Source organism: Pseudomonas sp. HS6 (assembly GCF_023375815.1).
GTDB lineage: Bacteria > Pseudomonadota > Gammaproteobacteria > Pseudomonadales > Pseudomonadaceae > Aquipseudomonas.
Genome location: NZ_CP067412.1, coordinates 2,897,798 through 2,923,906 on the forward strand (window position 1 = coordinate 2,897,798; position 26,109 = coordinate 2,923,906).

21 protein-coding genes are annotated in these 26,109 nt (G+C 59.6%); 9 read left to right on the forward strand and 12 right to left on the reverse strand.

Features of this window, described 5'->3' with window-relative positions:
- Positions 1 to 119: 119 nt before the first annotated feature.
- From der to JJN09_RS13185, 3 genes are all read left to right on the forward strand, one after another.
- On the forward strand, positions 120 to 1,592 hold the full coding sequence (der, locus tag JJN09_RS13175; protein ID WP_249490509.1) for a ribosome biogenesis GTPase Der: 1,473 nt from the start codon (positions 120 to 122) through the stop codon (positions 1,590 to 1,592).
- A gap of 155 nt (positions 1,593 to 1,747) precedes the next feature.
- Positions 1,748 to 2,896, forward strand: a complete 1,149-nt coding sequence (locus tag JJN09_RS13180) for a pyridoxal phosphate-dependent aminotransferase (RefSeq protein ID WP_249490510.1) — start codon at positions 1,748 to 1,750, stop codon at positions 2,894 to 2,896.
- The gene (locus tag JJN09_RS13185) at positions 2,884 to 3,675 is read left to right on the forward strand and encodes an amidohydrolase (RefSeq protein ID WP_249490511.1); all 792 of its coding nucleotides are present in this window, start codon (positions 2,884 to 2,886) and stop codon (positions 3,673 to 3,675) included. Before JJN09_RS13180 ends, JJN09_RS13185 begins: the two co-directional genes overlap by 13 nt.
- Positions 3,676 to 3,743: 68 nt before the next feature.
- On the opposite strand, the gene leuA is transcribed toward JJN09_RS13185, so the two are convergent.
- The 4 genes from leuA to JJN09_RS13205 form a co-directional block, all read right to left on the reverse strand.
- Entirely contained in the window at positions 3,744 to 5,423 is a 1,680-nt protein-coding gene (gene leuA, locus JJN09_RS13190) for a 2-isopropylmalate synthase (RefSeq protein WP_249490512.1), read from the reverse strand.
- A gap of 343 nt (positions 5,424 to 5,766) precedes the next feature.
- A complete protein-coding gene (locus tag JJN09_RS13195) occupies positions 5,767 to 6,588 on the reverse strand; it encodes a peptidoglycan DD-metalloendopeptidase family protein (protein ID WP_249490513.1) in 822 nt (273 codons plus the stop codon).
- 3 nt (positions 6,589 to 6,591) lie between these two features.
- Positions 6,592 to 7,971 carry an exodeoxyribonuclease VII large subunit gene (gene xseA, locus JJN09_RS13200; RefSeq protein ID WP_249490514.1) on the reverse strand — a complete coding sequence of 460 codons (1,380 nt, stop codon included), beginning with the start codon at positions 7,969 to 7,971 and terminating at the stop codon, positions 6,592 to 6,594.
- 10 nt (positions 7,972 to 7,981) lie between these two features.
- Positions 7,982 to 8,869, reverse strand: coding sequence for a LysR family transcriptional regulator (locus JJN09_RS13205; protein ID WP_249490515.1), 888 nt, complete (start codon positions 8,867 to 8,869; stop codon positions 7,982 to 7,984).
- 100 nt (positions 8,870 to 8,969) lie between these two features.
- Here JJN09_RS13205 and JJN09_RS13210 point away from each other — a divergent pair, with 100 nt between their 5' ends.
- The 4 genes from JJN09_RS13210 (at position 8,970) to guaA (ending at position 13,621) form a co-directional block, all read left to right on the forward strand.
- On the forward strand, positions 8,970 to 9,737 hold the full coding sequence (locus JJN09_RS13210) for a sulfite exporter TauE/SafE family protein (protein ID WP_249490516.1): 768 nt from the start codon (positions 8,970 to 8,972) through the stop codon (positions 9,735 to 9,737).
- 73 nt (positions 9,738 to 9,810) lie between these two features.
- The gene (locus JJN09_RS13215) at positions 9,811 to 10,359 is read left to right on the forward strand and encodes a sugar ABC transporter ATPase (protein ID WP_249490517.1); all 549 of its coding nucleotides are present in this window, start codon (positions 9,811 to 9,813) and stop codon (positions 10,357 to 10,359) included.
- 115 nt (positions 10,360 to 10,474) lie between these two features.
- Positions 10,475 to 11,944, forward strand: a complete 1,470-nt coding sequence (guaB, locus tag JJN09_RS13220; protein WP_085709413.1) for an IMP dehydrogenase — start codon at positions 10,475 to 10,477, stop codon at positions 11,942 to 11,944.
- A gap of 99 nt (positions 11,945 to 12,043) precedes the next feature.
- The gene (guaA, locus tag JJN09_RS13225; protein ID WP_249490518.1) at positions 12,044 to 13,621 is read left to right on the forward strand and encodes a glutamine-hydrolyzing GMP synthase; all 1,578 of its coding nucleotides are present in this window, start codon (positions 12,044 to 12,046) and stop codon (positions 13,619 to 13,621) included.
- Between the two features lie 80 nt (positions 13,622 to 13,701).
- On the opposite strand, the gene JJN09_RS13230 is transcribed toward guaA, so the two are convergent.
- A complete protein-coding gene (locus JJN09_RS13230; protein WP_249490519.1) occupies positions 13,702 to 16,779 on the reverse strand; it encodes a membrane-targeted effector domain-containing toxin in 3,078 nt (1,025 codons plus the stop codon).
- 197 nt (positions 16,780 to 16,976) lie between these two features.
- Between JJN09_RS13230 and JJN09_RS13235 the strand changes: the two genes are divergently transcribed.
- Together JJN09_RS13235 and tadA are read left to right on the forward strand one after the other, a co-directional pair.
- On the forward strand, positions 16,977 to 18,353 hold the full coding sequence (locus JJN09_RS13235; RefSeq protein WP_025109201.1) for a multicopper oxidase family protein: 1,377 nt from the start codon (positions 16,977 to 16,979) through the stop codon (positions 18,351 to 18,353).
- Positions 18,353 to 18,850, forward strand: a complete 498-nt coding sequence (tadA, locus tag JJN09_RS13240; protein ID WP_249490520.1) for a tRNA adenosine(34) deaminase TadA — start codon at positions 18,353 to 18,355, stop codon at positions 18,848 to 18,850. The genes JJN09_RS13235 and tadA overlap by 1 nt, the downstream gene beginning before the upstream one ends.
- Positions 18,851 to 18,983: 133 nt before the next feature.
- Here the strand turns inward: tadA and cmoB are convergent, their stop codons facing one another.
- The 7 genes from cmoB to lon form a co-directional block, all read right to left on the reverse strand.
- The gene (gene cmoB / locus JJN09_RS13245) at positions 18,984 to 19,940 is read right to left on the reverse strand and encodes a tRNA 5-methoxyuridine(34)/uridine 5-oxyacetic acid(34) synthase CmoB (RefSeq protein WP_249490521.1); all 957 of its coding nucleotides are present in this window, start codon (positions 19,938 to 19,940) and stop codon (positions 18,984 to 18,986) included.
- Positions 19,937 to 20,644, reverse strand: coding sequence for a carboxy-S-adenosyl-L-methionine synthase CmoA (gene cmoA / locus JJN09_RS13250; RefSeq protein ID WP_218888027.1), 708 nt, complete (start codon positions 20,642 to 20,644; stop codon positions 19,937 to 19,939). The genes cmoB and cmoA overlap by 4 nt, the downstream gene beginning before the upstream one ends.
- Before the next feature lie 121 nt (positions 20,645 to 20,765).
- Positions 20,766 to 21,410: a lysoplasmalogenase gene (locus JJN09_RS13255; RefSeq protein ID WP_249490522.1), complete on the reverse strand. Its 645-nt coding sequence runs from the start codon at positions 21,408 to 21,410 to the stop codon at positions 20,766 to 20,768.
- A 2-nt stretch (positions 21,411 to 21,412) separates the two neighbouring features.
- A complete protein-coding gene (locus JJN09_RS13260) occupies positions 21,413 to 21,805 on the reverse strand; it encodes a protease inhibitor I42 family protein (protein ID WP_249490523.1) in 393 nt (130 codons plus the stop codon).
- Positions 21,806 to 21,961: 156 nt separating this feature from the next.
- Positions 21,962 to 22,402, reverse strand: coding sequence for a hypothetical protein (locus JJN09_RS13265; protein WP_249490524.1), 441 nt, complete (start codon positions 22,400 to 22,402; stop codon positions 21,962 to 21,964).
- A gap of 29 nt (positions 22,403 to 22,431) precedes the next feature.
- Positions 22,432 to 22,887: a hypothetical protein gene (locus JJN09_RS13270; RefSeq protein ID WP_249490525.1), complete on the reverse strand. Its 456-nt coding sequence runs from the start codon at positions 22,885 to 22,887 to the stop codon at positions 22,432 to 22,434.
- A 172-nt stretch (positions 22,888 to 23,059) separates the two neighbouring features.
- Positions 23,060 to 25,483, reverse strand: a complete 2,424-nt coding sequence (gene lon / locus JJN09_RS13275; protein WP_249490526.1) for an endopeptidase La — start codon at positions 25,481 to 25,483, stop codon at positions 23,060 to 23,062.
- Between the last annotated feature and the right edge of the window lie 626 nt (positions 25,484 to 26,109).

The window sequence follows — 26,109 nt, forward strand, 5'->3', positions numbered from 1 at the left end:
TAATCCCCAAGCGGCCTTGCATTTGCAGGGCTTGCAGCGCTTTTGGGCGTTGCCCCGAGCACCAGCCGCTGCCTCGCAGCGGCTTTTGTATTTTCTGAAATAACGAAGTGGAGAGCCGCATGGTTCCCGTAATCGCCCTGGTGGGCCGACCGAACGTCGGCAAGTCCACCTTGTTCAACCGCCTGACCAGGACTCGCGACGCCATCGTCGGCGACTTGTCCGGTCTGACCCGTGATCGCCAGTACGGTGAGGCCAAGTGGCAAGGGCGTTCCTACATTCTGATCGACACCGGCGGTATCTCCGGTGACGAGCATGGTATGGACGAAAAAATGGCCGAGCAGTCGCTGCTGGCCATTGAAGAAGCGGATGTCGTTCTGTTCCTGGTAGATGCCAAGGCCGGTTTCACCGCCGCCGACCAGATGATCGCCGAACACTTGCGCAAACGTAACAAGCGTTCCCACGTGGTCGCCAACAAGGTCGACAACATCGACCCGGAAATGGCCCGCGCCGAATTCGCCCCGCTGGGCATGGGTCACGCGATTCCGATCGCTGGCGCCCACGGTCGCGGCATCACTCAATTGCTGGAAGCCGCTCTGAGCGATTTCCCGCGCGATGATGACGAACCTGCGGAAGGCGAAGAGGAAGAGATCGTTGCCGAAGGCGAGGAAGCCAAGCGCATTCCTGGCCCGAGCGAAAAAGACGGCATCAAGATTGCCATCATCGGCCGTCCGAACGTCGGCAAGTCGACCTTGGTCAACCGCATGCTCGGTGAAGATCGGGTAATCGTCTATGACCAACCCGGCACGACTCGCGACAGTATCTACATCCCGTTCGAGCGTAACGAAGAAAAGTACACGCTGATCGACACCGCTGGTGTGCGCAAGCGCGGCAAGATTCACGAAGAAGTCGAAAAGTTCTCCGTGGTCAAAACCCTGCAGGCGATCAAAGACGCCAACGTCGTGATCTTCGTGATGGACGCTCGCGAAGGCGTGGTCGATCACGACCTCAACCTGCTGGGCTTCGCCCTTGAAGCGGGTCGTGCGCTGGTGATCGCGATCAACAAGTGGGACGGCATGACGCCGAGCGAGCGCGACTTCGTGAAGATCGAGCTGCAACGTCGCTTGTTCTTCGTCGAGTTCGCCGACATCCACTTCATCTCGGCACTGCACGGTACTGGCGTGGGCAACCTCTACGCTTCGGTGCAGAACTCGTTCAAGTCCGCGGTCACTCGCTGGCCAACCAGCCGCCTGACCCAGATCCTCGAAGACGCAGTCAGCGAGCACCAGCCGCCGATGGTCAACAGCCGCCGGATCAAGCTGCGTTACGCTCACCTGGGTGGCGCGAACCCGCCGATCATCGTGATCCACGGTAACCAGATCGAGAAAGTGCCGAAGTCGTACGTGCGCTATCTGGAAAACACTTACCGCCGTGTGCTCAAACTGGTCGGTACGCCGATCCGTATCGAGTTCAAGGGTGGCGAGAACCCGTACGAAGGCAACAAGAACACGCTGACCGACCGTCAGGTCAACAAGAAGCGTCGTTTGATGTCGCACAACAAGAAGGCCAGCAAGAAGCGCCGCGACAAGAAGTAAGGTCGCTGCCCGTTGATCGTTTCCATGCAGAGCACAGGAACGATCATCGAGAGAGAAGGGGCGCCGTTTGGCGCCCTTTTTTTATGGGCGCCGGATGGGCTATCCTCGGGCTCTCCCGCGCCGTCGTCAGTGCCGGGGCAGAGCAGGGAACCCCGATGATTACCAGCAAGCTGCCGAATGTCGGCATCACTATTTTCACGCAGATGTCTCAGCTCGCGGCACAGACCGGAGCCATCAACCTGTCCCAGGGTTTTCCCGATTTCGACGGCCCGCAGTCGCTGCGCGATTCGGTCGGTCGGCACATTGCCAGTGGCCATAACCAGTATTCGCCAATGACCGGTTTGCCGGCGTTGCGTCAGCAGATCGCGGCCAAAATCGCTCGCAGCTATGGCGCAAGCGTCAATGCCGACACTGAAGTGACCGTGACCCCCGGCGCGACCCAGGCGATCTTCTGTGCAATCCAGGCGGTTATCCACAGCGGCGATGAAGTCATCGTGTTCGACCCGGCCTACGACAGCTACGAGCCGTCGGTGGAACTGGCCGGTGGGCGCTGCGTGCATGTGCAGTTGGGCCTGAATGATTTCTCCATCGACTTCGACAAGCTCAGTGCAGCCCTGAGCCCGCGCACGCGGATGATCATCCTCAACACCCCGCACAACCCGAGTGGCGCGCTGATCAGTCGTGCCGAGCTCGACCAGTTGGCGGCGTTGATCCGTGACCGTGATATCTATGTGATCAGCGACGAAGTCTACGAACACCTGGTGTTCGACGGTGTGCCGCACGTCAGCGTCCTGGCCCATGAAGAGCTTTATCAGCGCGCGTTCGTCGTCAGTTCGTTCGGCAAGACCTATCACGTCACCGGCTGGAAAACCGGTTACGTCGTGGCACCTCCGGCCCTGACGGCGGAGCTGCGCAAAGTGCACCAGTATGTGAGCTTCTGTGGTGTGACACCGCTGCAGTACGCCCTGGCCGATTACATGGCCGAGCATCCGGAACACGTCGAAGAACTGCCGGGTTTCTATCAGGCCAAGCGCGATCTGTTCTGCGATTTGCTGGAGTCGTCGCGATTCAGCTTCACCAGAGTCACCGGCACCTATTTCCAACTGGTCGATTACTCGCAGATCCGTCCTGACCTGAACGATGTCGAGATGGCGATGTGGATGACCCGCGAGCACGGCGTGGCCAGTATTCCTGTGTCGGTGTTCTACCAGAATCCACCCGAAGGCCAGCGCCTGGTGCGCCTGTGCTTCGCCAAACGCGAGGAGACGCTGCGGGAAGCGGCGGCAAAACTATGCGTGATCTGAGTGCTTTACCCGATCTCAATCTGGCGCTGATCCAGACCAGCCTGGCCTGGCATGATCGTCAGGCCAACCTTGAGCATTTCGACGCTTTGCTGGAGCAGGCGCGCGGTGCGGATCTGATCATCCTGCCGGAAATGTTCACCACCGGATTCTCCATGGAATCCGAAACCCTGGCCGAAGCCGAAAACGGCCCGACCAGTAAATGGCTGCGGGTCCAGGCGGCGAAACTGAATGCGGTCGTCACTGGCAGCGTGATCATCCAGGCCGCCGACGGCAGCCACCGCAACCGCTTGCTGTGGGCGCGACCGGACGGCGAAGTACTGCATTACGACAAGCGTCATCTGTTCCGCATGGCCGGCGAGCATAATCACTACACGCCCGGCGAGCGCCAGGTGCAGTTCGAACTCAAGGGCTGGCGGGTGCGTCCGCTGATCTGTTACGACTTGCGCTTTCCGGTGTGGAGCCGTGATGCGCAAGACACCGACCTGTTGCTGTACACCGCCAACTGGCCGGGTGCGCGGCGTCAGCACTGGAACCGGCTGCTGCCGGCCCGGGCGATCGAAAATCTTTGCTATGTGGCGGCGGTCAACCGGGTCGGTACCGACGGCAAGGGCTTTGCCTACACCGGCGACAGTCAGGTGCTGGACTTCCAGGGCGAAACGTTGCTTGCAGCGGGGGAGGCGGACGGGGTGTTCAAGGTGGTGCTGGAGGCGGCATCGCTTGCTGCTTACCGAGAGCGGTTCCCGGCGAATCTGGACGCAGACACCTTCGAATTCACCTGATAATCGCGATCAGAACGAAAAAGGCCCCGAGGTGCAAACCCCGGGGCCTTTTGTATTTCAGCGGTGAGTTACGCCGCTTTCGCTTCCGGCTGGCTCAGCGAGCGGTTCAGCGCGCTGAACAGTGCCTTGAAGCTGGCCGTGGTGATGTTTTCATCGATGCCCACGCCGTGTACGGCACGTTCGCCATTCACACGCAGCTCGATATAAGCCGCTGCCTTGGCGTTGGTGCCCGCGCCGATGGCGTGTTCGTTGTAGTCCATGATCTCCACCGGAATCGGCAGACCGGCCACCAGTGCTTCCAGCGCGCCGTTGCCCTTGCCGCGCCAGTGCAGGTTGGTTTCGCCCTGACCTTTGCTCGCCACTTCCACTTCGACGGCGCTGTTGCCGTTTTCTTCCTGCAGGCGATGGCTGACCAGTGCGTACGGGGTGTTGGCTTGCAGGTACTCGCTGATCAACAGCGAGTGAATCTGCTTGGCGGTCATCTCCAGGCCCAGGCGATCGGTTTCACGCTGCACGACCTGGCTGAATTCGATCTGCATGCGACGTGGCAGGCTGATGCCGTATTCCTGTTCCAGCAAGTAGGCGATGCCGCCCTTGCCCGACTGGCTGTTGACGCGGATCACCGCCTCGTAGCTGCGACCGATGTCGGCCGGGTCGATCGGCAGGTACGGTACTTCCCACAGGGTGTCCGGTTTCTGCTGGGAGAAACCCTTGCGGATTGCGTCCTGGTGGGAGCCGGAGAACGCGGTGTGTACCAGGTCGCCAACGTATGGGTGACGCGGGTGAACTTGAATCTGGTTGCACTCTTCGACGACTTTGCGCACGCCGTCGATGTCGGAGAAGTCCAGTTGCGGGTCGAGGCCCTGGGTGTACATGTTCAGTGCCACGGTGACGAGGTCGACGTTACCGGTACGCTCGCCGTTGCCGAACAGGCAACCTTCGACGCGGTCGGCGCCGGCCATCAGGCCCAGCTCGGTGGCGGCCACGCCAGTGCCACGGTCGTTGTGGGTGTGCAGGCTGATGATCACGCTGTCACGACGGTTGATGTTGCGGTGGAACCACTCGATCTGGTCGGCGTAGACGTTCGGGGTCGCGCATTCAACGGTGGCCGGCAGGTTGAGGATGATCTTGTGCTCAGGCGTCGGGTTCCAGACCTCGATCACGGCGTCACAGACTTCCTTCGCGAACTCCAGCTCGGTGGCGCTGAAGGTTTCCGGCGAGTACTCGAAGGTCCACTCGGTGTTCGGTTGCATCGCGGCATATTTGACGAACAGCTTGGCGGCGTTCACGGCGATGGCCTTGATCCCGTCCTTGTCCTGGTTGAACACGATGCGACGGAAAGAAGGGGAGGTGGCGTTGTACAGGTGAACAATCGCCTTCTTCGCCCCGCGCAGCGATTCGAAAGTGCGTTCGATCAGGTCTTCACGGCCCTGGGTCAGCACCTGGATGGTGGTGTCGTCCGGGATGTGGCCTTCTTCGATCAGGGTACGTACAAAGTCGAAGTCGGTTTGCGATGCGGCCGGGAACGACGCTTCGATTTCTTTCACGCCCACTTGCACCAGGGTTTTCCAGAAGCGCAGCTTTTTCACCGCGTCCATCGGCTCGATCAGCGACTGGTTGCCGTCACGCAGGTCGGAGCTGCACCAGATCGGCGCGGCATCGATGGTTTTCGACGGCCAGGTGCGATCCGGCAGGTTGATCACAGGAAACGCGCGGTATTTCGAAGACGGGTCTTTGAGCATGCTCATCGGGAAATTCCTTATTGTCTGGGCCGAAAAGAGGCGGCCTGCCGGTGGAACGAATGTTCGGGGAAAAGCTTGGGACGAGGCGCAGCGATTCAGCCCGGCAGTCGTGCGCTGACGAGGCACAGGCTGCGGTGCTGGCGAAGCTGAATAAGGGTGTGAGAGGTTTTCATGCCTTCAACCCTAACCGCGGGGGCTGAGTATGGCAAGCAGTCGAAAAAAATTGAGAGGAATACCCGGAAAGCGGGTTTTTCCGAGATTTTATTCTTGAGATGGCGGTAATTGTTGGCGGAGATTGCGCAGACCATTGGTCGTGCGCAATCCCTGCTGGCTGGGGGTCAGCCTGGAATCAAGGCTGAAATGCGCCGATAAAGATCGCCGGATCCACCCGCGCATCATTCAAGCTGACGTTCCAGTGCATGTGTGGCCCGGTCGCGCGCCCTGTAGCGCCGACCTTGCCCACAACCGCGCCGCGGGCCAGTTGCTGACCGTTCTGCACATCGATCTTCGACATGTGGCAGAACATGCTTATGAAGCCCTGGCCGTGATCGACGAACACGGTGTTGCCATTGAAGAAGTAGTTGCCGATCAGGATCACCTTGCCCGCCGCCGGGGTCTTGATCGGTGTGCCGGCCGGTACTGCGAAGTCGAGGCCTGCGTGAGGATTGCGCTCTTCACCGTTGAAGAAACGGCGCACGCCAAATTTGCTCGACAACGGCCCGTTGACCGGTTTGTCCAGCAGCAGGTTGCTCGGCGTGTTCGGGCTGAAGCTGCGATAGGCCTTGATCTGCTCGGCCAGTTCGCCCTCGATGCGCTTCAGGTTCGCCGGGTTCGGATTGACCTGCTGAGTATTCTTCAGCGTGATGTGCTGTTCCGGGTATTTCTTGTTGCCGACGGCGAAGTTCAGATTCTTGCCGCCACTGCTGATCTGCTGGGTGCCGGGTTTGACGGTCAACGGAACGCCGACAATCGCCAGCCAGTTGTTCTGTTCCTTGACTACTAGCACCGGTTTGCCCTGATACGTGGCCTTCGGCGCTTGCACAGCGGTCCCCAGATCGACGACCGCGACGCCGCCTGGCACCGGTTTGTTCAGCAGCCGGGTGATGTAACTGTCGGCGTGGGCGTTGAAGGTCAGGCACAGCAACAGCAGCGGAGCGAGAAAACGCGGCATGGATCAGTCCAGTAAAGAGAGGGTGACAGGCGTCAGGTGATTGTCCTCGACGCGCACTTGCAGTTCGCCTTCGCCCAGTTTGGCCTTCAGACGCTGGCCGGTGTGGGTTTGCGCCGCATCGCGGATCGCGTTGCCGCGTTCGTCGAGCAGAATGCTGTAGCCCCGGCCAAGGGTCGCCAGCGGGCTGACCACGTGCAGGGTCTGCATCTGGCTTTGCAACTGTAAACGGCGCCGTTTCAGGCCTTCGTTCATGGCGCGTGGCAGGCGTTCGGCGAGGCTGTCGAGGCGCTGGCGCAACAGGGCCAGTTGGCGTCCCGGATGCTGCCCGGCGAGGCGGGTTTCCAGGCGGATCAGACGTTCGCGGCGAGTATTGAGCTGGCGCTCGAAAGCGCGGCGCATGCGCATGTCAAGGTCATCCAGACGCTGTGCCTGCTGGCGCAGACGTTCGCCGGGATGGCGCAGACGACGGGCCATCCCTTCAAGTCGCAGACGATCACGCATCAAACGGTCGCGCATGCGCATCACCAGTCGGCGATGCAGGCTTTCGACCTGACGGATCAGGTGGCTGGAATCCGGGGCGAGCAATTCAGCCGCAGCAGATGGCGTCGGCGCACGTACGTCGGCCACAAAATCACTGATCGACACATCGGTTTCATGCCCGACCGCGCTGACGATCGGCGTCACACAGGCATCCACCGCCCGTGCCACGGCCTCTTCGTTGAAGCACCAGAGGTCTTCCAGCGAGCCGCCGCCACGGGCAAGAATCAGCGCGTCGAAGCCCCGGGCGTCCGCCAGTTTCAGAGCGCGGACGATCTGCGCCGTGGCTTCGCGGCCCTGCACGGCAGTGGGGATCAGTGTCAGTTTGACCTGCGGCGCACGGCGGCGGAACACGCTGATGATGTCGCGGATCACCGCGCCGGTCGGCGAGCTGATGATGCCGACGTGCTGCGGATGGGCCGGCAGCGGCACTTTGCGCTCGGCACTGAACAGGCCTTCGGCGCTGAGTTTTTCCTTCAAGGCATCGAAGGCCAGACGCAGGGCGCCGTCACCGGCCGGCTCCACGGTGTCGAGGATCAACTGATAGTCGCCACGCCCTTCGAACAGCGAGACCTTGCCACGCACCTTGACCGCCAGGCCATCCTTCAGCGCCTGACGCACTCGGGCAGCGTTCTGCCGGAACAGCGCACAACGTACCTGCGCACCGCTGTCCTTGAGCGTGAAATACACGTGGCCGGACGCCGGGCGGGCGAGGTTGGAGATTTCGCCTTCGACCCAGATGTTGCTGAACACGTCTTCGAGCAACACCCGCGCGCGGCCGTTGAGCTGGCTGACGGTCAGGACTTCGCGGTCGAGGCCGAGTCTTGCAAAGGGATCTTTAATCATGGGGCGCAGTTTAAAGGCTTTCGCCGGTGAATGTCTGGAGGAAGTGTTGCACCAAGGGTGTGGGATTCTGCCGATAGGCGAGGGCGACGGTGCTCTGGCAATCGCCCGTCAGCGGTAGAAATCTCACACCGGTAGGCGCGATGTCCTGCATCGATTCCGGCAGCAGAGCGATGCCGAAACCGGCCTGGATCAATTGCAGCTGTGTGGTCTTGCGCGACATCACTCGCGCAGCCTGAGGGAAGAAGCCGTGACGCATGCACAGGTCCGCGCACAAATAACTCAGTCCGCCGCGCTGCGGGTGCGGAATGGAAATGAACGCTTCGTCCTTCAATTGCGCCAGATCGACTGCCTCCGCCAAAGCCAGTCGATGCTCCGCCGGCACGGCAAGCAGCAAGCGTTCGGTGTAGAGCGGAACAACCTGAACGCCCTCGCGCTGACGCAAAACCGGCAGGCGTAGAAGGCCGATATCGAGCCGGCCCTCGGCCAGTTCTTCAAGCTGTGCCTCCGAAGACAACGTGCCGATGTCCAGCGAAACACCGGGCTGTTGCTCCAGGTAAGCGCTCATGTCGCGCAACAATCGGCCGCTGATCGGTACGGTGCTGGAGTGGCTCAGGCGCAAGGTGCCGCGCTGGCCCTGGCCGATTTCCGTGGCCAGGGTGCTGGCCTTGTTCAACTCGTTGAGCAGGTTTCTCGCCCGGGGCAGGAACGCTTCGCCAGCGGCAGTGAGCCGGGGCTGGCGCGCGGTGCGTTCGAACAATGGCGTTTGCAGTCGGTCTTCCATGTCCTTGATCTGCCGGCTCAGTGCCGATTGGGCAATGAACAGGCGTTCGGCCGCAGCACTAAAGCTGCCGCTCTCGGCGATTTCGACGAAGTAGCGCAGTTGACGGGTTGAAAGCACGAGGCATGCCTTTTCGAGATGGCTTGGCGTTTTCGAAGATATTAGTCGCAACCCTCGGCGCTGGCTAAAGTCATCGCAGGCTTATAAAGGAAGCGAGCGAATGAGCGTGGCGGGGTTGTTGAGCGAATGGTCGTGGGGCGCGCAGGGCTGGGTGGTGATCGGGCTGGCCATCGCGCTGGCCTACATCGTGTTCGGCATTGCCGGTTTCGGCACGGCGCTGGTGGCGGGGCCGATCCTGATTCTGTTCATGCCATTGTCGAAGATCGTGCCGTTGCTGGTGCTGATGGATTTCGTCGCGGCGTTCGGCAATCTGCTGCCGTCGCGGCGTGATGTGGCGAAGCCGGAGTTGCTGCGGCTGCTGCCGTGCATGGCGGTGGGGTGCACGCTGGGGGTGATCTTTCTGCTCAACCTCAAGTCCGATCTGTTGTTGCTGCTGATGGGGCTGTTCATCAGTGCCTACGCGGTCTACAGCTTGTGGATCAAGGCGCGACCGGCGCAGTTGTCTGCCGTGTGGGCTTTGCCGATGGGCACGGTGGGCGGACTGTTCGGCGCATTGTTTGGCAGCGGCGGCTTTCTTTATGCGATCTACCTCAACAGCCGACTGCCCAAGGATGCGGCCCGGGCCACGCAAAGTGCGCTGATCAGTTGCAGCACGGTGGTGCGTTTGAGTCTGTTCGCCATCGCCGGGGTGTATGCCGAGCTACCCTTGTTGATGCTTGCACTGTGCCTGTTGCCGGCCATGGCGCTGGGACTGTGGGTCGGGCGGCGGTTGAGCATGCGTTTGTCCCGCGAGGCCTTCGTGCGGCTGGTGACCTGGCTGGTGCTGGCGAGCGGTCTGGCGCTGATCGGCCGCTATTTAAGCACTTGACCGGATTGTCTCAGGGATTAAGCTGCCGGCCGCGTTCGTCGCAGAACATCCTTTGACGCAGCAGGCTTGCACCATGAACTCCCAAAGCATCATCGTCCCGAAAATCTCCAACCTGCCGGTGCACGAACCCCGGGCCCGGGCGATCCTGCGCTGGCTGGTGCGCAAGAACATCGTCAAGGAAGAGCTGAGCACCTGTGGGCGCACCGGCAATCGCATGGCCTACGCGATCGCCGATGGCGCCCGCGCGGTAGTGCTGCACCCCGAGGCGCTGCCGTTCGGTGAGCCGATCAATGGTCTGGAGGTCGTCACCAAGCGCTGCATTTACACGCCGGCCAAAGGCTTTCTCGAAGAGGCCGGTTGCGCCGAGTGTCGCCAGGAGATCGGCGAAGTGCTGTTCGAAAGCCTGGAGGACTGGATGCCGGGGCGTACCGATAATTTCACCTGCCCTGAATGCGGACATGAAGACGACATCAACGGTTTTTTGTATTTGCAGGAGTGCGGATTTTCCAACCTCGGTTTCATCTTCAACAACTGGCTGGAGGCGGGGTTCAAGCAGAGTTTCATCGACGAATTCGCCGACTGGCTGGATCAACCGGTGAGCTGGGTCAAGGTCGAGTTGTAGGGGCTGCTTTTCCCGTACATCAGCAACATTGATATAAGACAAGTTTTACATTGAACCCGAAGGGGTGTCTGACTATAATGGCGCGCTTCCATTTTCCCGCTCGGGAGCCCCCGCGATGCTGCGTATCAGCCAAGAAGCTCTGACCTTCGACGACATTCTTTTAGTGCCTGGTTATTCCGAGGTGCTTCCTAACGAAGTCAGTCTCAAGACCCGCCTCACCCGTGGCATCGAACTGAATATTCCTCTGGTTTCTGCCGCCATGGACACCGTCACTGAAGCCCGTCTGGCAATCGCCATGGCTCAGGAAGGTGGCATCGGCATTATCCACAAGAACATGACCATCGAGCAGCAAGCTGCCGAAGTCCGCAAGGTCAAGAAGTTCGAAGCCGGTGTGGTCAAGGACCCAATCACCATCGAGGCTGACGCCACGGTACGTGATCTGTTCGAACTGACCCGCATGCACAACATTTCCGGCGTTCCGGTGCTGCACGATGGCGACCTGGTCGGCATCGTCACTTCCCGTGACGTGCGTTTCGAAACTCGTCTGGAAGCCACCGTTCGTGAAGTGATGACGCCGAAAGAGCGTCTGGTCACTGTTCGCGAAGGCGCCAACAAGAACGAAGTCCGCGAGTTGCTGCACAAGCACCGTCTGGAAAAAGTCCTGATCGTCGACGACAAGTTTGCCCTCAAAGGCATGATGACCGTCAAAGACATCGAAAAAGCCAAGGCCTACCCGCTGGCCAGCAAGGACGACCAAGGTCGTCTGCGTGTTGGTGCTGCAGTCGGTACCGGTAAAGACACCGGTGACCGCGTTGCCGCTCTGGTTAACGCTGGTGTGGACGTGGTGGTGGTCGACACCGCTCACGGTCACTCCAAAGGCGTGATCGACCGCGTTCGCTGGGTCAAAGAGAATTTCCCTGAAGTGCAGGTGATCGGCGGCAACATCGCCACCGGCGCAGCCGCCAAGGCCCTGGCCGAAGCCGGCGCCGACGCCGTCAAGGTCGGTATCGGCCCTGGCTCGATCTGCACCACCCGTATCGTCGCCGGTGTCGGCGTTCCGCAAATCAGTGCCATCGCCAACGTTGCCGCTGCCCTCGAAGGCACCGGCGTTCCGTTGATCGCCGACGGCGGCATCCGTTTCTCCGGTGACCTGTCCAAGGCCATCGTTGCCGGTGCTTCCTGCGTGATGATGGGCTCGATGTTCGCCGGTACCGAAGAAGCGCCGGGCGAGATCGAACTGTTCCAGGGCCGTTCGTACAAGGCTTATCGCGGCATGGGTTCGCTGGGCGCCATGTCCCAGGCTCAAGGCTCCTCCGACCGTTACTTCCAGGACTCCTCGGCAGGCGCCGAGAAACTGGTTCCGGAAGGTATCGAAGGCCGTGTTCCTTACAAGGGCACCCTGAGCGCGATCATTCACCAGTTGATGGGCGGTCTGCGTTCCTCGATGGGTTACACCGGCAGCGCCAACATCGAAGAAATGCGCACCAAGCCTGAGTTCGTGCGGATCACCGGTGCCGGTATGGCCGAATCCCACGTTCACGACGTGCAGATCACCAAAGAAGCGCCAAACTACCGCGTAGGTTGAGGCTTCAAGCAAAACGTTAAATGACCGGGGCTGTTTTATTCAGCCCCGAGTCGTTTCTGAATCAAGACTGTTTCTGAATTACTTAGACGAGACTGAATCATGGCCCTCGACATTCACGCTCACCGCATCCTGATCCTCGACTTCGGTTCGCAATACACACAACTGATCGCCCGCCGCGTGCGCGAGATCGGCGTGTACTGCGAACTGCATCCGTTCGACATGGACGAGGAAGCCATTCGCCAATTCGCGCCAAAAGGCGTGATCCTCGCCGGCGGCCCCGAGTCCGTGCACGAAGCCAACAGCCCGCGCTGCCCGCAAGCGGTGTTCGACCTGGGCGTACCGGTTTTCGGTATCTGCTACGGCATGCAGACCATGGCCGAGCAACTGGGTGGCAAGGTTGAAGGTTCCGAGCTGCGTGAGTTCGGTTATGCCCGCGTTGACGTGGTCGGCAAGAGCCGCCTGCTCGACGGCATCGAAGACCACATCGACGCCGACGGCCTGTTCGGCCTCGACGTATGGATGAGCCACGGTGACAAGGTCACCAAGATGCCGGAAGACTTCCACATCCTGGCCAGCACCCCGAGCTGCCCGATCGCTGGCATGTTCAACGACGAGCGCGCTTACTACGGCGTGCAATTCCACCCGGAAGTGACCCACACCAAGCAGGGCGGTCGCATCCTGTCGCGCTTCATCCTCGACATCTGCGGCTGCGAAGCACTGTGGACCCCGTCGAAGATTGCCGAAGACGCCATCGCCAACATCCGCGCACAAGTCGGCACCGACAACGTGCTGCTGGGCCTGTCCGGCGGTGTGGACTCCTCGGTGGTTGCGGCGCTGTTGCACAAGGCCATCGGCGATCAACTGACCTGCGTATTCGTCGACAACGGCCTTCTGCGTCTGCACGAAGGCGAGCAGGTTATGGCCATGTTCGCCGAGAACATGGGCGTCAAGGTGATCCGCGCCAACGCTGAAGACCAGTTCCTGAACAACCTGGCCGGCGAAGCCGATCCAGAGAAGAAGCGCAAGATCATTGGTCGCACCTTCATCGACGTATTCGATGCCCAGTCGAACAAACTGGAGAACATCAAGTATCTGGCTCAGGGCACCATCTACCCGGACGTGATCGAGTCGGCTGGCGCGAAAAGCGGCAAGGCTCATGTGATCAAGTCGCACCACAACGTGGGCGGCCTGCCGGAAGAGATGAACCTGAAACTGGTCGAGCCACTGCGCGAGCTGTTCAAGGACGAAGTTCGTCGTCTGGGCCTGGAACTGGGCCTGCCGTACGATATGGTCTACCGCCACCCGTTCCCGGGCCCGGGCCTGGGTGTGCGGATCCTCGGTGAAGTGAAGAAGGAATACGCCGACCTGCTGCGTCGCGCTGACCACATCTTCATCGAAGAACTGCGCAAAGCCGACTGGTACCACAAGGTCAGCCAGGCATTCGTGGTGTTCCAGCCGGTTAAATCGGTTGGCGTGGTGGGCGATGGCCGCCGTTACGCCTGGGTCGTGGCCCTGCGTGCCGTGGAAACCATCGACTTCATGACCGCACGTTGGGCACACCTGCCTTACGAGCTGCTGGAAACCGTTTCCGGCCGCATCATCAATGAAATCGAAGGCATCTCGCGCGTCACTTACGACGTGTCGAGCAAGCCGCCGGCGACCATTGAGTGGGAGTGATCCTGCGACGCAGGTTGCATTGATGCATTGAAAAGCCCTGGCCTTGGCCAGGGCTTTTTTTCGTCTGGCTGACGGGGCCGTCAGCCTGGAAGACGGCTTTGAAGTTGCAGCCCCATCTGTTTCAGAGCGCTGGATAGTTGCTCAAGGCTGTCGTAGGGAACACGGTGGACCGGGCCCCAGGACGGACGATCAATGTAATAGCGTCCGTCGGCGAATGTCTGGGCAGGCGTTCGCACAATTTCGCCTGTCTGACTGCGGTGAAACAATTGGTAGATGCCCTCGACACGATCGAAAACATACATCCCTGCGCGATACAACAACCGGTGAATTTGCAGCTCGCTGCGGCTGACTGGCGGCGCCTCCATTTGCAACAGCATATCGGCGTAGTGGGTGTCGACTGTTCCGCGCATGATGGGGGTCTGTGACTGCGGCCCCCGTTCGATGTCGATTCCCGGGTCTACCGTCACGTGCTCGCCCAGCCCCGGCTCGACTTCTTCAATTCGTATACCGATGCCGCCTTCAAGTTCGCTGATACCGGCGATGGCCCTGAAGGTATTGGTGTTTTCCACGCCTGTCAGCACGATCCACTTACCGACCTGATTCATGGATTTGTCCATGAACATGATGTCGGCTGTCAGGTGGTTGGTCGAAACCTGTTCCTCCGGCAAGGTGAGTGAAACGGATTTTCTGTAAGTCGCCGCGCAATCGATGCCTTGGACTCGAATGCCGTTCTGCCTAGCGGCTTTTACCAGTGCCAGTTCGTCAAATTGACCGGCGGGATCGGTGCCAAGACGGCTCAGGTATTGTTGCAGGTCATCAGACATGATCCCTGACGTGAAGTAATCATTGAGATCAGCCTGGGCAAAGTCGCTGAGCAATCGTCGCACGTAGAGAGTCCTGACCCCTTGGCGCACAAGGATCGGCATGTTTTGAATGATGAGGCGCATGCTGGTGATGCGTCCTGGTGTCTCCCCGATGACCAAGCCGGGCGATGCCTCCAGTGCCTGCGCAAGAAAATCCGCAACACGTGTGTTTGCTGTGACGGGGGGGATTGGCGGACGTGGCGGCAGGGTCGCCCACGGAAGATTTCGATAGAAACGTCTTGCAGAGGACAGGAGCGTTCTGGCTTTGTCGACGAAGTACAGGCCGTAACGATCCAGAGATATCAGTCCTCCATCCGGACCGATTTGCACGTGCAGATGGGTTTCACGCAACTCCAGTGCCCAGCGTCGCAGTTCCCGTTCTCGCGCGGCGTCAACGGCATAAGGCGTCTTGATCAGGCGGATGGTTCTCGACGTCGAGGGCTGAGGCTCGACGGCCACGGGGGCACTGGGTGCAGGTTGTGCTGCGGGTGGCGGAGGCTCCTCCGGTAAAGGCTCACGCCTATCGAGTTCCAGTGCCACCTCAACGTCGCATAACGTTCCCAGGCACTGGCCTCCTCCCTTGAGCCCCAATCGTGTCATCCGTTCCCAGACACCTTCGCTGTTCAAGCGTACCGGTAATGCATGAGTCAGTTGATTGGGCTTCGCGGGGTCGACAATCGCCCAGAATCCGCCGCCCTGTGAGTCGGAAAAGTAACGGACGTAATACGCTCTTTCATTCATTACGATGGCGTGGGGTGGTTCTGTGTTCAGTCGGTAGATTCCCTGATACTTGCCTGGCTCCGTGATCGGTGTCATTCCGTCCAGCAATTCATTGGATTGATAGGTTTGCGGGATCTCGGGAAGTGACACGGTTTCGGAAGGTGCCGCGGGTAACGGCTCCAGGGCGGGCAGAATCTCGTTCGATAGTTCTGACTCCCTTTGCACTGCCATACCGGAATCTGTCAATTCACTTGTCTCGGCGGCTTCCGCCAGCGTTCCAGCACCTTTCAGAAACGGGAGGTTGAACAGAGCATCAATCGCGCTGAAGACTGCCCCGATCACACCTTCCTTGCGCTCCTGGGGGGTCTTGCCATTAACCGCTTGGTCGATGTTCATTCCCATGCTGGCGAGGCTGGCGCCGATCACTGGCAACGCCACGGGCCAGCCCACGACGGCCATCGGACCGAATGCTTTCAGGCCGACGGTCAGGTAACCGGTCCAAAGTTTCTTGCGCAGATCGCCATTGGACGTCAGGGACAGGTTGGCTTCGGCGAACATGGTCTCGCGGGAGGAGTCACGCAGCCAGTTGAATGCATCGATGGTTATCGCCCGGTCATTCTGGTTGACCAGTTGATGATCGGAATGCCCCCAGGTGCTGACCAGTCGATTCATCAGGTCACTGATGTTTTCGGTCATGCCGTGTCGGTCTGCCAGTGGAAAATGCTTCAGGAACAGTTCGCGAGGTGCCTTCTCGTTCAGCTGTTGCAAGACCCACCAGTGCAGATCGCTGGGGGTCTCGAGTACATGGAACGCCTCGGTGTCGCCGGGCACGTAGATGATTTGTCGGTCGTTTGAATCGATGATGCGCAGGATGTCGGTGGCCGCGCGACCATCGATTTTCAGTGCGCGAACCCGAACGGACTGGCTGACCGGAGTTTCGGTTTGCAATGTTTGAAGGCTGACCGGCCAGGTCAATGGGCCAATGACTGCATCGACTGCAGATTGAAAATCCTCATCGGTGAGATGGCCGAGTTCCCGCGCTTCGACAGCTTTGCCGAGGAAGTTACATTTGGCCAGCGTGCGGAATTCGCTGGAATGGCTGCTCCAGAATGTTTGCAGTTCATTGCGATAACGCTCACTGAAGTTGATGCTCCAGAACTCGTTCAGTACCTCGTTGCCGTGCAAGTGAACTTCGTTGGTTGCGTCAAAGTTTTCGGTGTCCGGGCCTGTGGAGTAAAAACCCCCGTAAAGATCCAGCAAATCGGCGTTGTCTTGATCCGTCTCGCGAAATCGGTGGACGACCAACTGTGTCAGGGTCTGGCTTTCATAGGGCTTCTCGCCATAGTGCTGCCATCCGGTGAACGACGTCGACAGGCTCTGGGCGGTTCTGAACCGGTGAAAGTAGACGTGGTCGGGGTCAAAACCGGCGAGCTCATGTCTGGCGAGCAATTCGCTGGCGACCACACGGGCCGTATCGTTCAGGCTCGGGCAGGCCTTGATCACCTGAGTGGCCATGGCCTTGAGGGCTGCCTTGTCGGCAGCATTGGGCAGTGGGCGTTTTACTGCTGAGTTCATTCGCTCTGTTCCTTGAGAGAGAGGCCGACAGGGTGACCCGTTCGCTCAGCGACAGTGCATTAACTATGTACCACCCAAAGTTGTCATGATCTGCGGCCATCCGCCGCGCCGGCCTTACTGTTTCGCAAGCGCAGGTGTATCGTATTCGCCTTTTGCGGGCCCGGCGCCCGCCGCAAATACGTGAGGTAGTTGAGTTCATGTCCTTTACCCGTCGCCAAATCCTCGGTGGCCTGGCCGGTCTTGTTGTCGTTGGCGTGGGAGCGGGGGGCGCGTCGCGTTACTGGCTGGGTAAGATGGCCGATGCCGATGCGGGGCATGACTATGAGCTGATTGCCGCGCCACTGGACGTCGAGCTGGTGCCAGGACACAAGACCGAGGCTTGGGCGTTCGGGCCTTCGGCGCCGGGTACCGAATTGCGCGTGCGCCAGGGCGAGTGGCTGCGTGTGCGGTTCATCAACCATTTGCCGGTCGCGACCACCATTCACTGGCACGGCATCCGCCTGCCGTTGGAAATGGACGGCGTGCCGTACGTTTCGCAATTGCCGGTGCTGCCGGGCGAATACTTCGATTACAAATTCCGCGTGCCGGACGCCGGCAGCTATTGGTATCACCCGCACGTCAGCAGCAGCGAAGAACTCGGTCGCGGGCTGGTCGGACCGTTGATCGTCGAAGAGCGTGAGCCGACGGGGTTCAAGTACGAAAAGACCCTGAGCCTGAAGAACTGGCACATCGACGACGAGGGCAACTTTGTCGAATTCAGTATTCCGCGCGAAGCGGCCCGTGGCGGCACGGCGGGGCGGCTGTCGACCATCAACGGCGTGCCTGCGCCGGTCATCGAATTGCCGGCCGGGCAGATCACCCGAGTACGTTTGCTCAACCTCGACAACACCCTGACCTACCGCATCAATATTCCCGGTGTCGAAGCGCAGATCTACGCGCTGGATGGCAACCCGGTCGAGCCGCGCCCGTTGGGCAAGGAGTACTGGCTCGGCCCGGGCATGCGTATCTGCCTGGCGATCAAGGCGCCGCCGGCCGGTGAGGAACTGTCGCTGCGCAATGGTCCGGTACGTCTGGGCACCTTGCGTTCGGTGGCCAACAATGACGCGCCGACCGACTGGCCAAAAGCCTTGCCGGCCAACCCGGTGGCTGAGCCTGACCTGGCCAATGCCGAGAAACTCAACTTCAATTTCGAATGGGTCGGTTCGGTGTCGGTGAATGTCGACAACGGCAAGCCGCCGAGTCTGTGGCAGATCAACGGCAAGGCCTGGGACATCACCGACAAGACCTGTGCCGACCGACCGATTGCCAGCCTGAAACTGGGCCAGAGCTATATTTTCGAACTGAAGAACATGACCCAGTACCAACACCCGATCCACCTGCACGGCATGAGCTTCAAGGTGATTGCGTCGAACCGGCACAAGATCGTGCCGTACTTCACCGACACTTACCTGCTGGGCAAGAACGAACGCGCGCAAGTGGCGCTGGTGGCGGATAACCCGGGGGTGTGGATGTTCCACTGCCACGTGATCGACCATATGGAAACCGGCCTGATGGCCGCCATCGAGGTGAAGTGATGCGCCAGATTCGCCCCGCGGCGATCATCGACCGCAGCCTAGACCGCGACTTCATGCGTGAAGCATTGGCATTGGCCGCCCAAGGCGCAGCCCTGGGCGAAGTGCCGGTGGGCGCCGTGCTGGTGCAGGATGGTGAAATCATCGGTCGCGGTTTCAACTGCCCGATCACGGGGAGCGATCCGAGCGCGCATGCAGAAATGGTCGCGATCCGCGCCGCCGCTCAGGCAGTCAGCAATTATCGCCTGCCGGGCAGCACGCTCTACGTGACCCTGGAGCCGTGCAGCATGTGCGCCGGTTTGATCGTGCATTCGCGGATTGCCCGCGTGGTGTATGGCGCGCTGGAACCCAAGGCCGGGATTGTGCAGAGCCAGGGGCAGTTCTTTACCCAGGGCTTTCTCAACCATCGAGTGTTGTATGAAGGTGGGGTGTTGGCGGAGGAGTGCGGGGCGGTGTTGACCGAGTTCTTCAGAGCGCGGCGGGCAAAACCCGCAGACTGAAGAACAACATCAAACCCTGTGGGAGCTGGCTTGCCAGCGATGGCGTCGGCACATCAAGCATTGATGTCGATTGATCCACCGTTATCGCTGGCAAGCCAGCTCCCACAATTTTTTGCAGTGTCTGGAGGGATCGTTACTTCTTCGCGACAATCACCGCCCGCATCGGCGCTGGCAGCCCTTCGATCGTCTTGCTGTGATCTTCCGGATCAAGGAAATCGCTCAGCGACTGATACTTCATCCATTCTGTGCCGCGCTGTTCTTCGACGGTCGTGGTGCTCACATCCACGCATTTCACGTCAGTAAACCCGGCACGACGCAGCCACAACTCCAGCGCCGGCACCGACGGCAAAAACCACACATTACGCATCTGCGCATAACGGTCTTCCGGCACCAGTACCTGATGCTTGTCGCCTTCGACCACCAGCGTCTCCAGCACCAGCTCGCCACCCTTCACCAGACAATCCTTCAGCGCCAGCAAATGCTCGATCGGCGAACGACGGTGATAGAACACGCCCATCGAAAACACCGTGTCGAAGCCTTCGAGATTCGGTGGCAGGTCCTCAAAGGGGAACGGCAGATGCCAGGCATTCGGTTCTGACAAATAACGCTGCACCGCCTGGAACTGGCAGAAAAACAGCCAGTTCGGATCGACGCCGATCACGCTGTCGGCGCCGGCACCGAGCATGCGCCACATGTAGTAGCCATTGCCGCAACCGACATCGAGAATGCGTTTGCCCTTCAAGTCCAGATGCGGGGCGACCCGCGACCATTTCCAGTCCGAACGCCATTCGGTGTCGACGTGTACGCCAAACAGATCGAACGGCCCCTTGCGCCACGGCGACAGGCCCATCAGGGCTGTACGCATCTGTGCGCGAGTTTCGTCGTCGCAATCGGTGTCCAGCTTCAGGCCGTCGAGCAGGTCGATTTCAGTCGGCTGGATCTTCGGCAAGGCGTCCAGTGCACTTTGCCAGCGCTCCAGGTCGCCGTGACCCTTTTCCATTTTCTTGTCGAGCTGCGCTTGCAGGGTGTTGGCCCATTCGGCCAGCGGTGTGCCGGCCAGACGGCGGGCGAGGGGGGACAGATCAATCATGGCAAGGCAATCAACGAGGCAAAGTTAAGACACTGGAACCACGGCACGACTTTCGAGAACCCGGCGGCCAACAGGCGCTCGCGGTGTTCTTCGAGGCTGTCGGGCTTCATGACGTTTTCGATGGCGCTGCGCTTCTGGGCGATTTCCAGTTCGCTGTAGCCGTTGGCGCGTTTGAACGCGACGTGCAGATCGGTGAGTAACGCGTGTTCTTCGGCGTCATTGAAGCGCAGCTTCTCCGACAGAATCAGCGCGCCACCCGGCAGCAACGATTGACGAATGCGCGACAGCAACGCCGTGCGCTGATCCGGGGCGATGAATTGCAGGGTGAAGTTCAGCGCCACCACCGAGGCCGGTTTGAAATCGAGGGCGAGGATGTCGCCTTCGATCACTTCGACCGGCAGCAACTCCTGGAACATCGAGTCCTGACCGTTAAGGTATTCACGGCAGCGCTCGACCATCGCTGCCGAGTTATCCACCGCGATCACCCGGCAACCGTCGGTACGTACGTGGCGGCGCAGAGCCTGAGTCACGGCACCCAGCGAAGCACCGAGGTCGTAAAGCACGCTGTTCGGCTGAGCGAACTGCGCCGCGAGCACGCCCAGGTTCTCGACGATGGTCGGGTAACCCGGCACCGAGCGCTTGATCATGTCCGGGAACACCCGCACCACGTCTTCGTTGAAGGCGAAGTCAGGCACCTGGGCCATCGGCTGGGCGAAAATGCGATCGGGTTCTTTGCTCACGGCGGTTCCGGCGGTGTCGATGAAAAGGCCGGCATTTTAGCCAAACTGGCGCGCAGATGCGCGGGTTGTCTGATAAACCGCCGGCTCAACGCTCCGGACACTTGCTCTGTGAAAACGCCGACGCTGCAATCCCCCACTGCCCCAGCCAGTAACTGAGGATGATGATGTAGGGCGCCGCATTGAACGGTGACACAAACCGGTTGATGCCGATCACGCTGTCAGAAAACACGAACGCCACCGCGCCGCCCGCCGCCAGCAGTGCCGAACGTTGCGGTACACCGCTGCCGAGTCGGGCCAGCGCGCGCCAGAGCATGGCGCTGATGGCTGTGCCGTAGACGATTACCGGCACGGTCAACGGACCGAGTCCGCTGCCGATCAATATGCCCAACAGCACGGCGCCGACGCTGAGCGCCAGAATCAGCGGCAGCAGGGCCAAGCGCCGGCAATCGCTGAGGTAAGCCTTGAGATACGCCAGGTGCGCGACCAGAAATGCACCGAGACCGAAGACGAACAGATCCCCCGGCCACGCCAGCAGCACATCGCCGATCAACGAGAAAATCAGACCGAGGCTGATCCAGCGGCGGTAGTCGCTGGGCGGGGCATCGTGCAACCAGCCAAGTAGCGCCAGTATCGGCAGCGGTTTGACCAGCAGGCAGAGCAACGCCGCGTGGGTGCTCACGCCATAGAGAAAGGTCACTGCGCCCATCAGCGCCAGGATCAGCCAGCCCACGATCAGTTCACCGAGATCGCGCAGTCAAAGGTTTCCACCGGCTCGACTTCTGGCTCCCAAGGTTGTTGCGAGGTCAGGCGCAGGCGTCCGGTGCCGGGAGCGAAGGCCTGGAAACGCCAGGTGGAAAAACCGCCCGCGCCGACCATGCCGGAGTCTTTCGGACTGCTGTAGACCTCGGGGCTCAGCGCATGCAGCACACCGCCAGCGGAGTCTTGAATGGCCCAACGGTAGCCGGTGGTTGGGTTGCTCGGCAGCATGACAATCAGATTCTGGCCGTTGGTCAGCCGCACCGGGCATTCGCTCTGTTTTTCCACGGTCACGTTGGTTTTCGGTTGCGTGGCGCAGGCGGCCAGCAGGGCGAGGGACAGGGGGACAAACAGGCGAGTGGGGGACATAGGCTCAGCAGCTCCGGCGTTGGCGACGAACGGCGAGCATAACTGAAGATGAGACAAAGTGTGACGGGGGTGGATGCAATCCCCGAATGAATTGCGGTGCTAGATAAAACACTGTCTGTGGGGTTTTTCAATGAACTCAACAGACAGTGCTGATGCCTAGATATGCTGTATCAGTAATTTGCCGCTACCTGAAATTTGGCTAGTACGACGAACCAGGCTGGAGCTGCTCGCGAGTTTGAGGGTGTGTATGTCGTATTCGAACAAGTTGTCTGTCAGCTTCGTTATTGTGCATGTTATCTCTTCTTGGGAGATGTTATATGACACGGCGTCTACTCCTCTTACACCAATTATGGATTCTAAATATCCTATAAGTTTCGGATTGGCTCCAAATGGAATTTCCATGGTGATTTTTTTCAGGGTGCCGGAACTTTGTATAATGATGTTCAGTTGGATGTCTAGTGTTGGACTTGTAATGCCATCCAATATTTTAGTGACGAAAATTTCTGGGATAAGTTTATGGTTTTCAGCTGTTGTTACGGCAGTGATTTTAAACTCTCCGCTTACAAAAGCTGCATTTAATTTTTTCGGGGTTGTCATGGTCATAGCTCTTGGGGGGCTTCAGTGGGCTACGCAATTTCGCAAATCAGAAACTCTGCGGTGCCGGTAATTGTGCGAGTTTGGTTATGTTGGACAGATCTCGCTTCAATCTTTAAATCGGTTATTTTGTAATGGGATATCGTCGGAGATAACTGGGTTCTGGTAGATTTTATATCGGTACTGGTAATTTCAAAGGGAAAATATTCTCGTCCCGGCGCAGTAACGTTTTCCACTGAAATAAACTCTGTAAAGCTGATGGGGCTGGGGTTGCTTGGGTCGGCTAGCGAAAGGAGCAACGATCTTTCGCTAGCGAGTTCGTGGTCTTTAATTAAGTTGATGCTGGGGGTTTTGCTGAAGTAATCAACTTTTCCTTCTGCAGTCATTAAAGTCTTGGCTAAATTGAAGGATGTCCCATTCATTGTGCCAGTTATGTTGAGGGAGGCAGTGCCGTCTACAAGAATTTTAATTTTGTTTTTGATGTTCATAATGACTTCCTGGTTGCAAGGTTTTGGCAGGAAGTTTGATGGTCTTTCGAGTGCGGGTGTACTGTCATTTATGACAGGTTTTTATCGTTTTTTGTTATCGAGAGTATATCGGGCAGCTATATAAAAGCGGTGCACTGCCAAGGCCTATCCTTGGCAGTGCAGATTTCTGCTGTTAGAACAACACTTTCGCCACATCCGCAAACCGTTTGGCGAAATGCACGGTAATGCCTTCCTTCAGGTAATCCGGCAGCTCTTCAAAATTTCCCCGATTCGCCTCCGGCAAAATCAACTCGAAAATCTTCTGCCGCCGCGCCGCAATCACCTTCTCGCGCACCCCGCCAATCGGCAGTACATGCCCGGTCAGCGTCAGTTCGCCGGTCATGGCCACGCCTTTTTTCGGCGGCTGATTACGGGCGAGGGAGAGCAGGGCACTGGCCATGGTCACGCCGGCGCTCGGGCCGTCCTTCGGTGTTGCGCCTTCCGGCACGTGCAGGTGGACGAAAGCTTCGTCGAAGAATTTCGGATCGCCGCCAAAGGATTTCAGGTGCGAACTGACGTAGCTGTAGGCGATCTCCGCCGACTCCTTCATCACATCACCCAGTTGCCCGGTGAGTTTGAAGCCACGATTCAAGGTGTGAATCCGTGTGGCCTCGATTGGCAAGGTCGCGCCACCCATGCTGGTCCAGGCCAGACCGGTAATCACACCGGTGCCGGACAGCACTTGCTCGTTGCGGAACACCGGATGGCCGAGTGACGCTTCGAGGTCTTTCGGGGCGATCTTGATCACGGCTTTAGGATCGTCGATCAGCTTCATCACGGCTTTACGCACTAGTTTGCCCATCTGTTTTTCCAGCTGGCGCACGCCGGCTTCACGGGCGTAGCCGTCGATCAAGGCCTTGAGCGCCGTGTCGCTGATGCTCAGGCTGCCTTTGGACACCCCGGCCTTTTCCAGCAGTTTCGGCCACAGGTGACGCTTGGCGATGGCGACTTTTTCTTCGGTGATGTAGCCCGACAGGCGAATCACTTCCATCCGGTCCAGCAACGGGCCGGGAATCGAATCCAGGGTGTTGGCGGTGCAGACGAACAGGACTTTCGACAGGTCCATCCGCAGGTCCAGATAGTGGTCGAGGAATTCGACGTTCTGTTCCGGATCAAGCGTTTCCAGCAGCGCCGAGGCCGGGTCACCCTGGTAGCTCTGGCCCATCTTGTCGATCTCGTCGAGCATGATCACCGGGTTCATTACTTCGACGTCTTTCAACGCCTGCACGAGTTTGCCCGGTTGCGCGCCGATGTAGGTGCGGCGGTGGCCCTTGATCTCGGCTTCGTCGCGCATGCCGCCGAGGCTGAAGCGGTAGAACGGCCGGCCAAGGGATTCGGCGATGGATTTGCCGACGCTGGTCTTGCCCACGCCCGGCGGGCCCACCAGCAGCACGATGGAACCGCTGATTTCGCCTTTGTAGGCACCGACCGCGAGGAATTCGAGGATGCGATCCTTGATGTCATCGAGGCCGGCGTGGTGTTTGTCGAGCACCTTGCGCGCGTGCTTGAGGTCGAGCTTGTCCTCGCCGTACACGCCCCACGGCACCGAGGTCGCCCAGTCGAGGTAGTTGCGGGTGACCGCGTATTCCGGCGATCCGGTTTCGAGGATCGACAGTTTGTTCATTTCTTCTTCGAGGCGCTTCTGCACCTGCGTCGGCAGGACTTTGCCCTCCAGACGCTGCTCGAACTGTTCGAGGTCGGCGCTGCGGTCATCCTTGGTCAGGCCGAGTTCCTGCTGGATGACCTTGAGTTGTTCTTTAAGGAAGAACTCGCGCTGGTGCTCGCCGATCTTGCGGTTCACTTCGGCGGAGATTTCTTTCTGCAGGCGCGCGACTTCGACTTCCTTGCGCAGCATCGGCAGGACTTTTTCCATGCGCTTGAGCATCGGCACGCAGTCGAGCACTTCCTGCAATTCAGGGCCGGTGGCGGAGGTCAGGGCGGCGGCGAAGTCGGTCAGCGGTGACGGATCGTTGGGGCTGAAGCGGTTGAGGTAGTTCTTCAGCTCTTCGCTGTACAGCGGGTTGAGCGGCAGCAGTTCCTTGATCGCGTTGATCAGCGCCATGCCGTAGGCCTTGACCTCGTCGGTCGGCTCGGTGGGCTGGTGCGGGTATTCGACTTCCACCAGGTACGGCGGGCGATGGTGCTTGAGCCAGGTCTTGATGCGGACGCGGCTCAGGCCCTGGGCGACGAATTGCAGTTTGCCGTTTTCGCGGCTGGCGTGGTGCACCTTGACCAGGGTGCCGTATTGCGGCAATGCCTTGGTGTCGAAGTGGCGCGGGTCTTCCTGGGGGGTGTCCATGAAGAACAGGGCCAGGGAGTGGTGTTCGGATTTGCTGACCAGTTCGAGGGTTTCGGCCCAGGGTTCTTCGTTGACGATGACCGGCAGCACTTGTGCCGGGAAGAACGGGCGGTTGTGGATCGGGATGATGTAGACCTTGTCCGGCAGGTTCTGGCCGGGCAGGGCGAGGCCTTTGCCGGGGACGTGGTGTTCGATGGGGTCGGCCTGGGTTTCGGTGATGTCGTCGGGGTTCTCGGGGAATTCTTGCTGGTCGCTCATGGGGCACCTGCGCAATTGGGTATGGGGGTTAGATGGGGCAGGCTTTGGGTGGTTTCAATGGGTCTGGATGTTTCTGGGTGTGTGTTCAGGGTTTTGACAGGGTTTTGGGTTTGGGCTTGGCGGCCTTTGGGCCGGCCATGCTCTGGGTGTTTGGGGTGAATATCCGTTTCTACGGGTGCGCCTGCTGGCGGTTTCGCCCTTACGGCGAGTCCCTTTGGCAAACGCCCCAAAGGAACCAAAGGTCTGGGCCCCTGCGTTCGGCCCCTCGCTGTGGCTCGGCGTTCCTTCGTTCCGGGATTCATCCGGGGGCATCGCCTACGGTTTGCTTCGCTGCACCTCCTCTCGATGCATGCGGCTGCGCCGCACGGTCGCTGCGCTCCCACCCCCGGATAAACCCCTCCACTCAGCCTTCCGATGGGGCCGGCACGTCAAAAGCTTTACTCGAGCTAACGCTCATCGTGTTGAGTGGTGAGGAGCAGGGGGAGGTTTAGCGAAGCGAACCGTAGGTGATGCCTGCAGAGCAATCCTGGAGCGAAGGAACCCAAGCGACGGCGATGGCCGTACGCCAAGGTAAAGCCTTTGGGGTTACCTTTTTCGGTGTTTGGTGGTGGTGGTGGTGGTGGTGG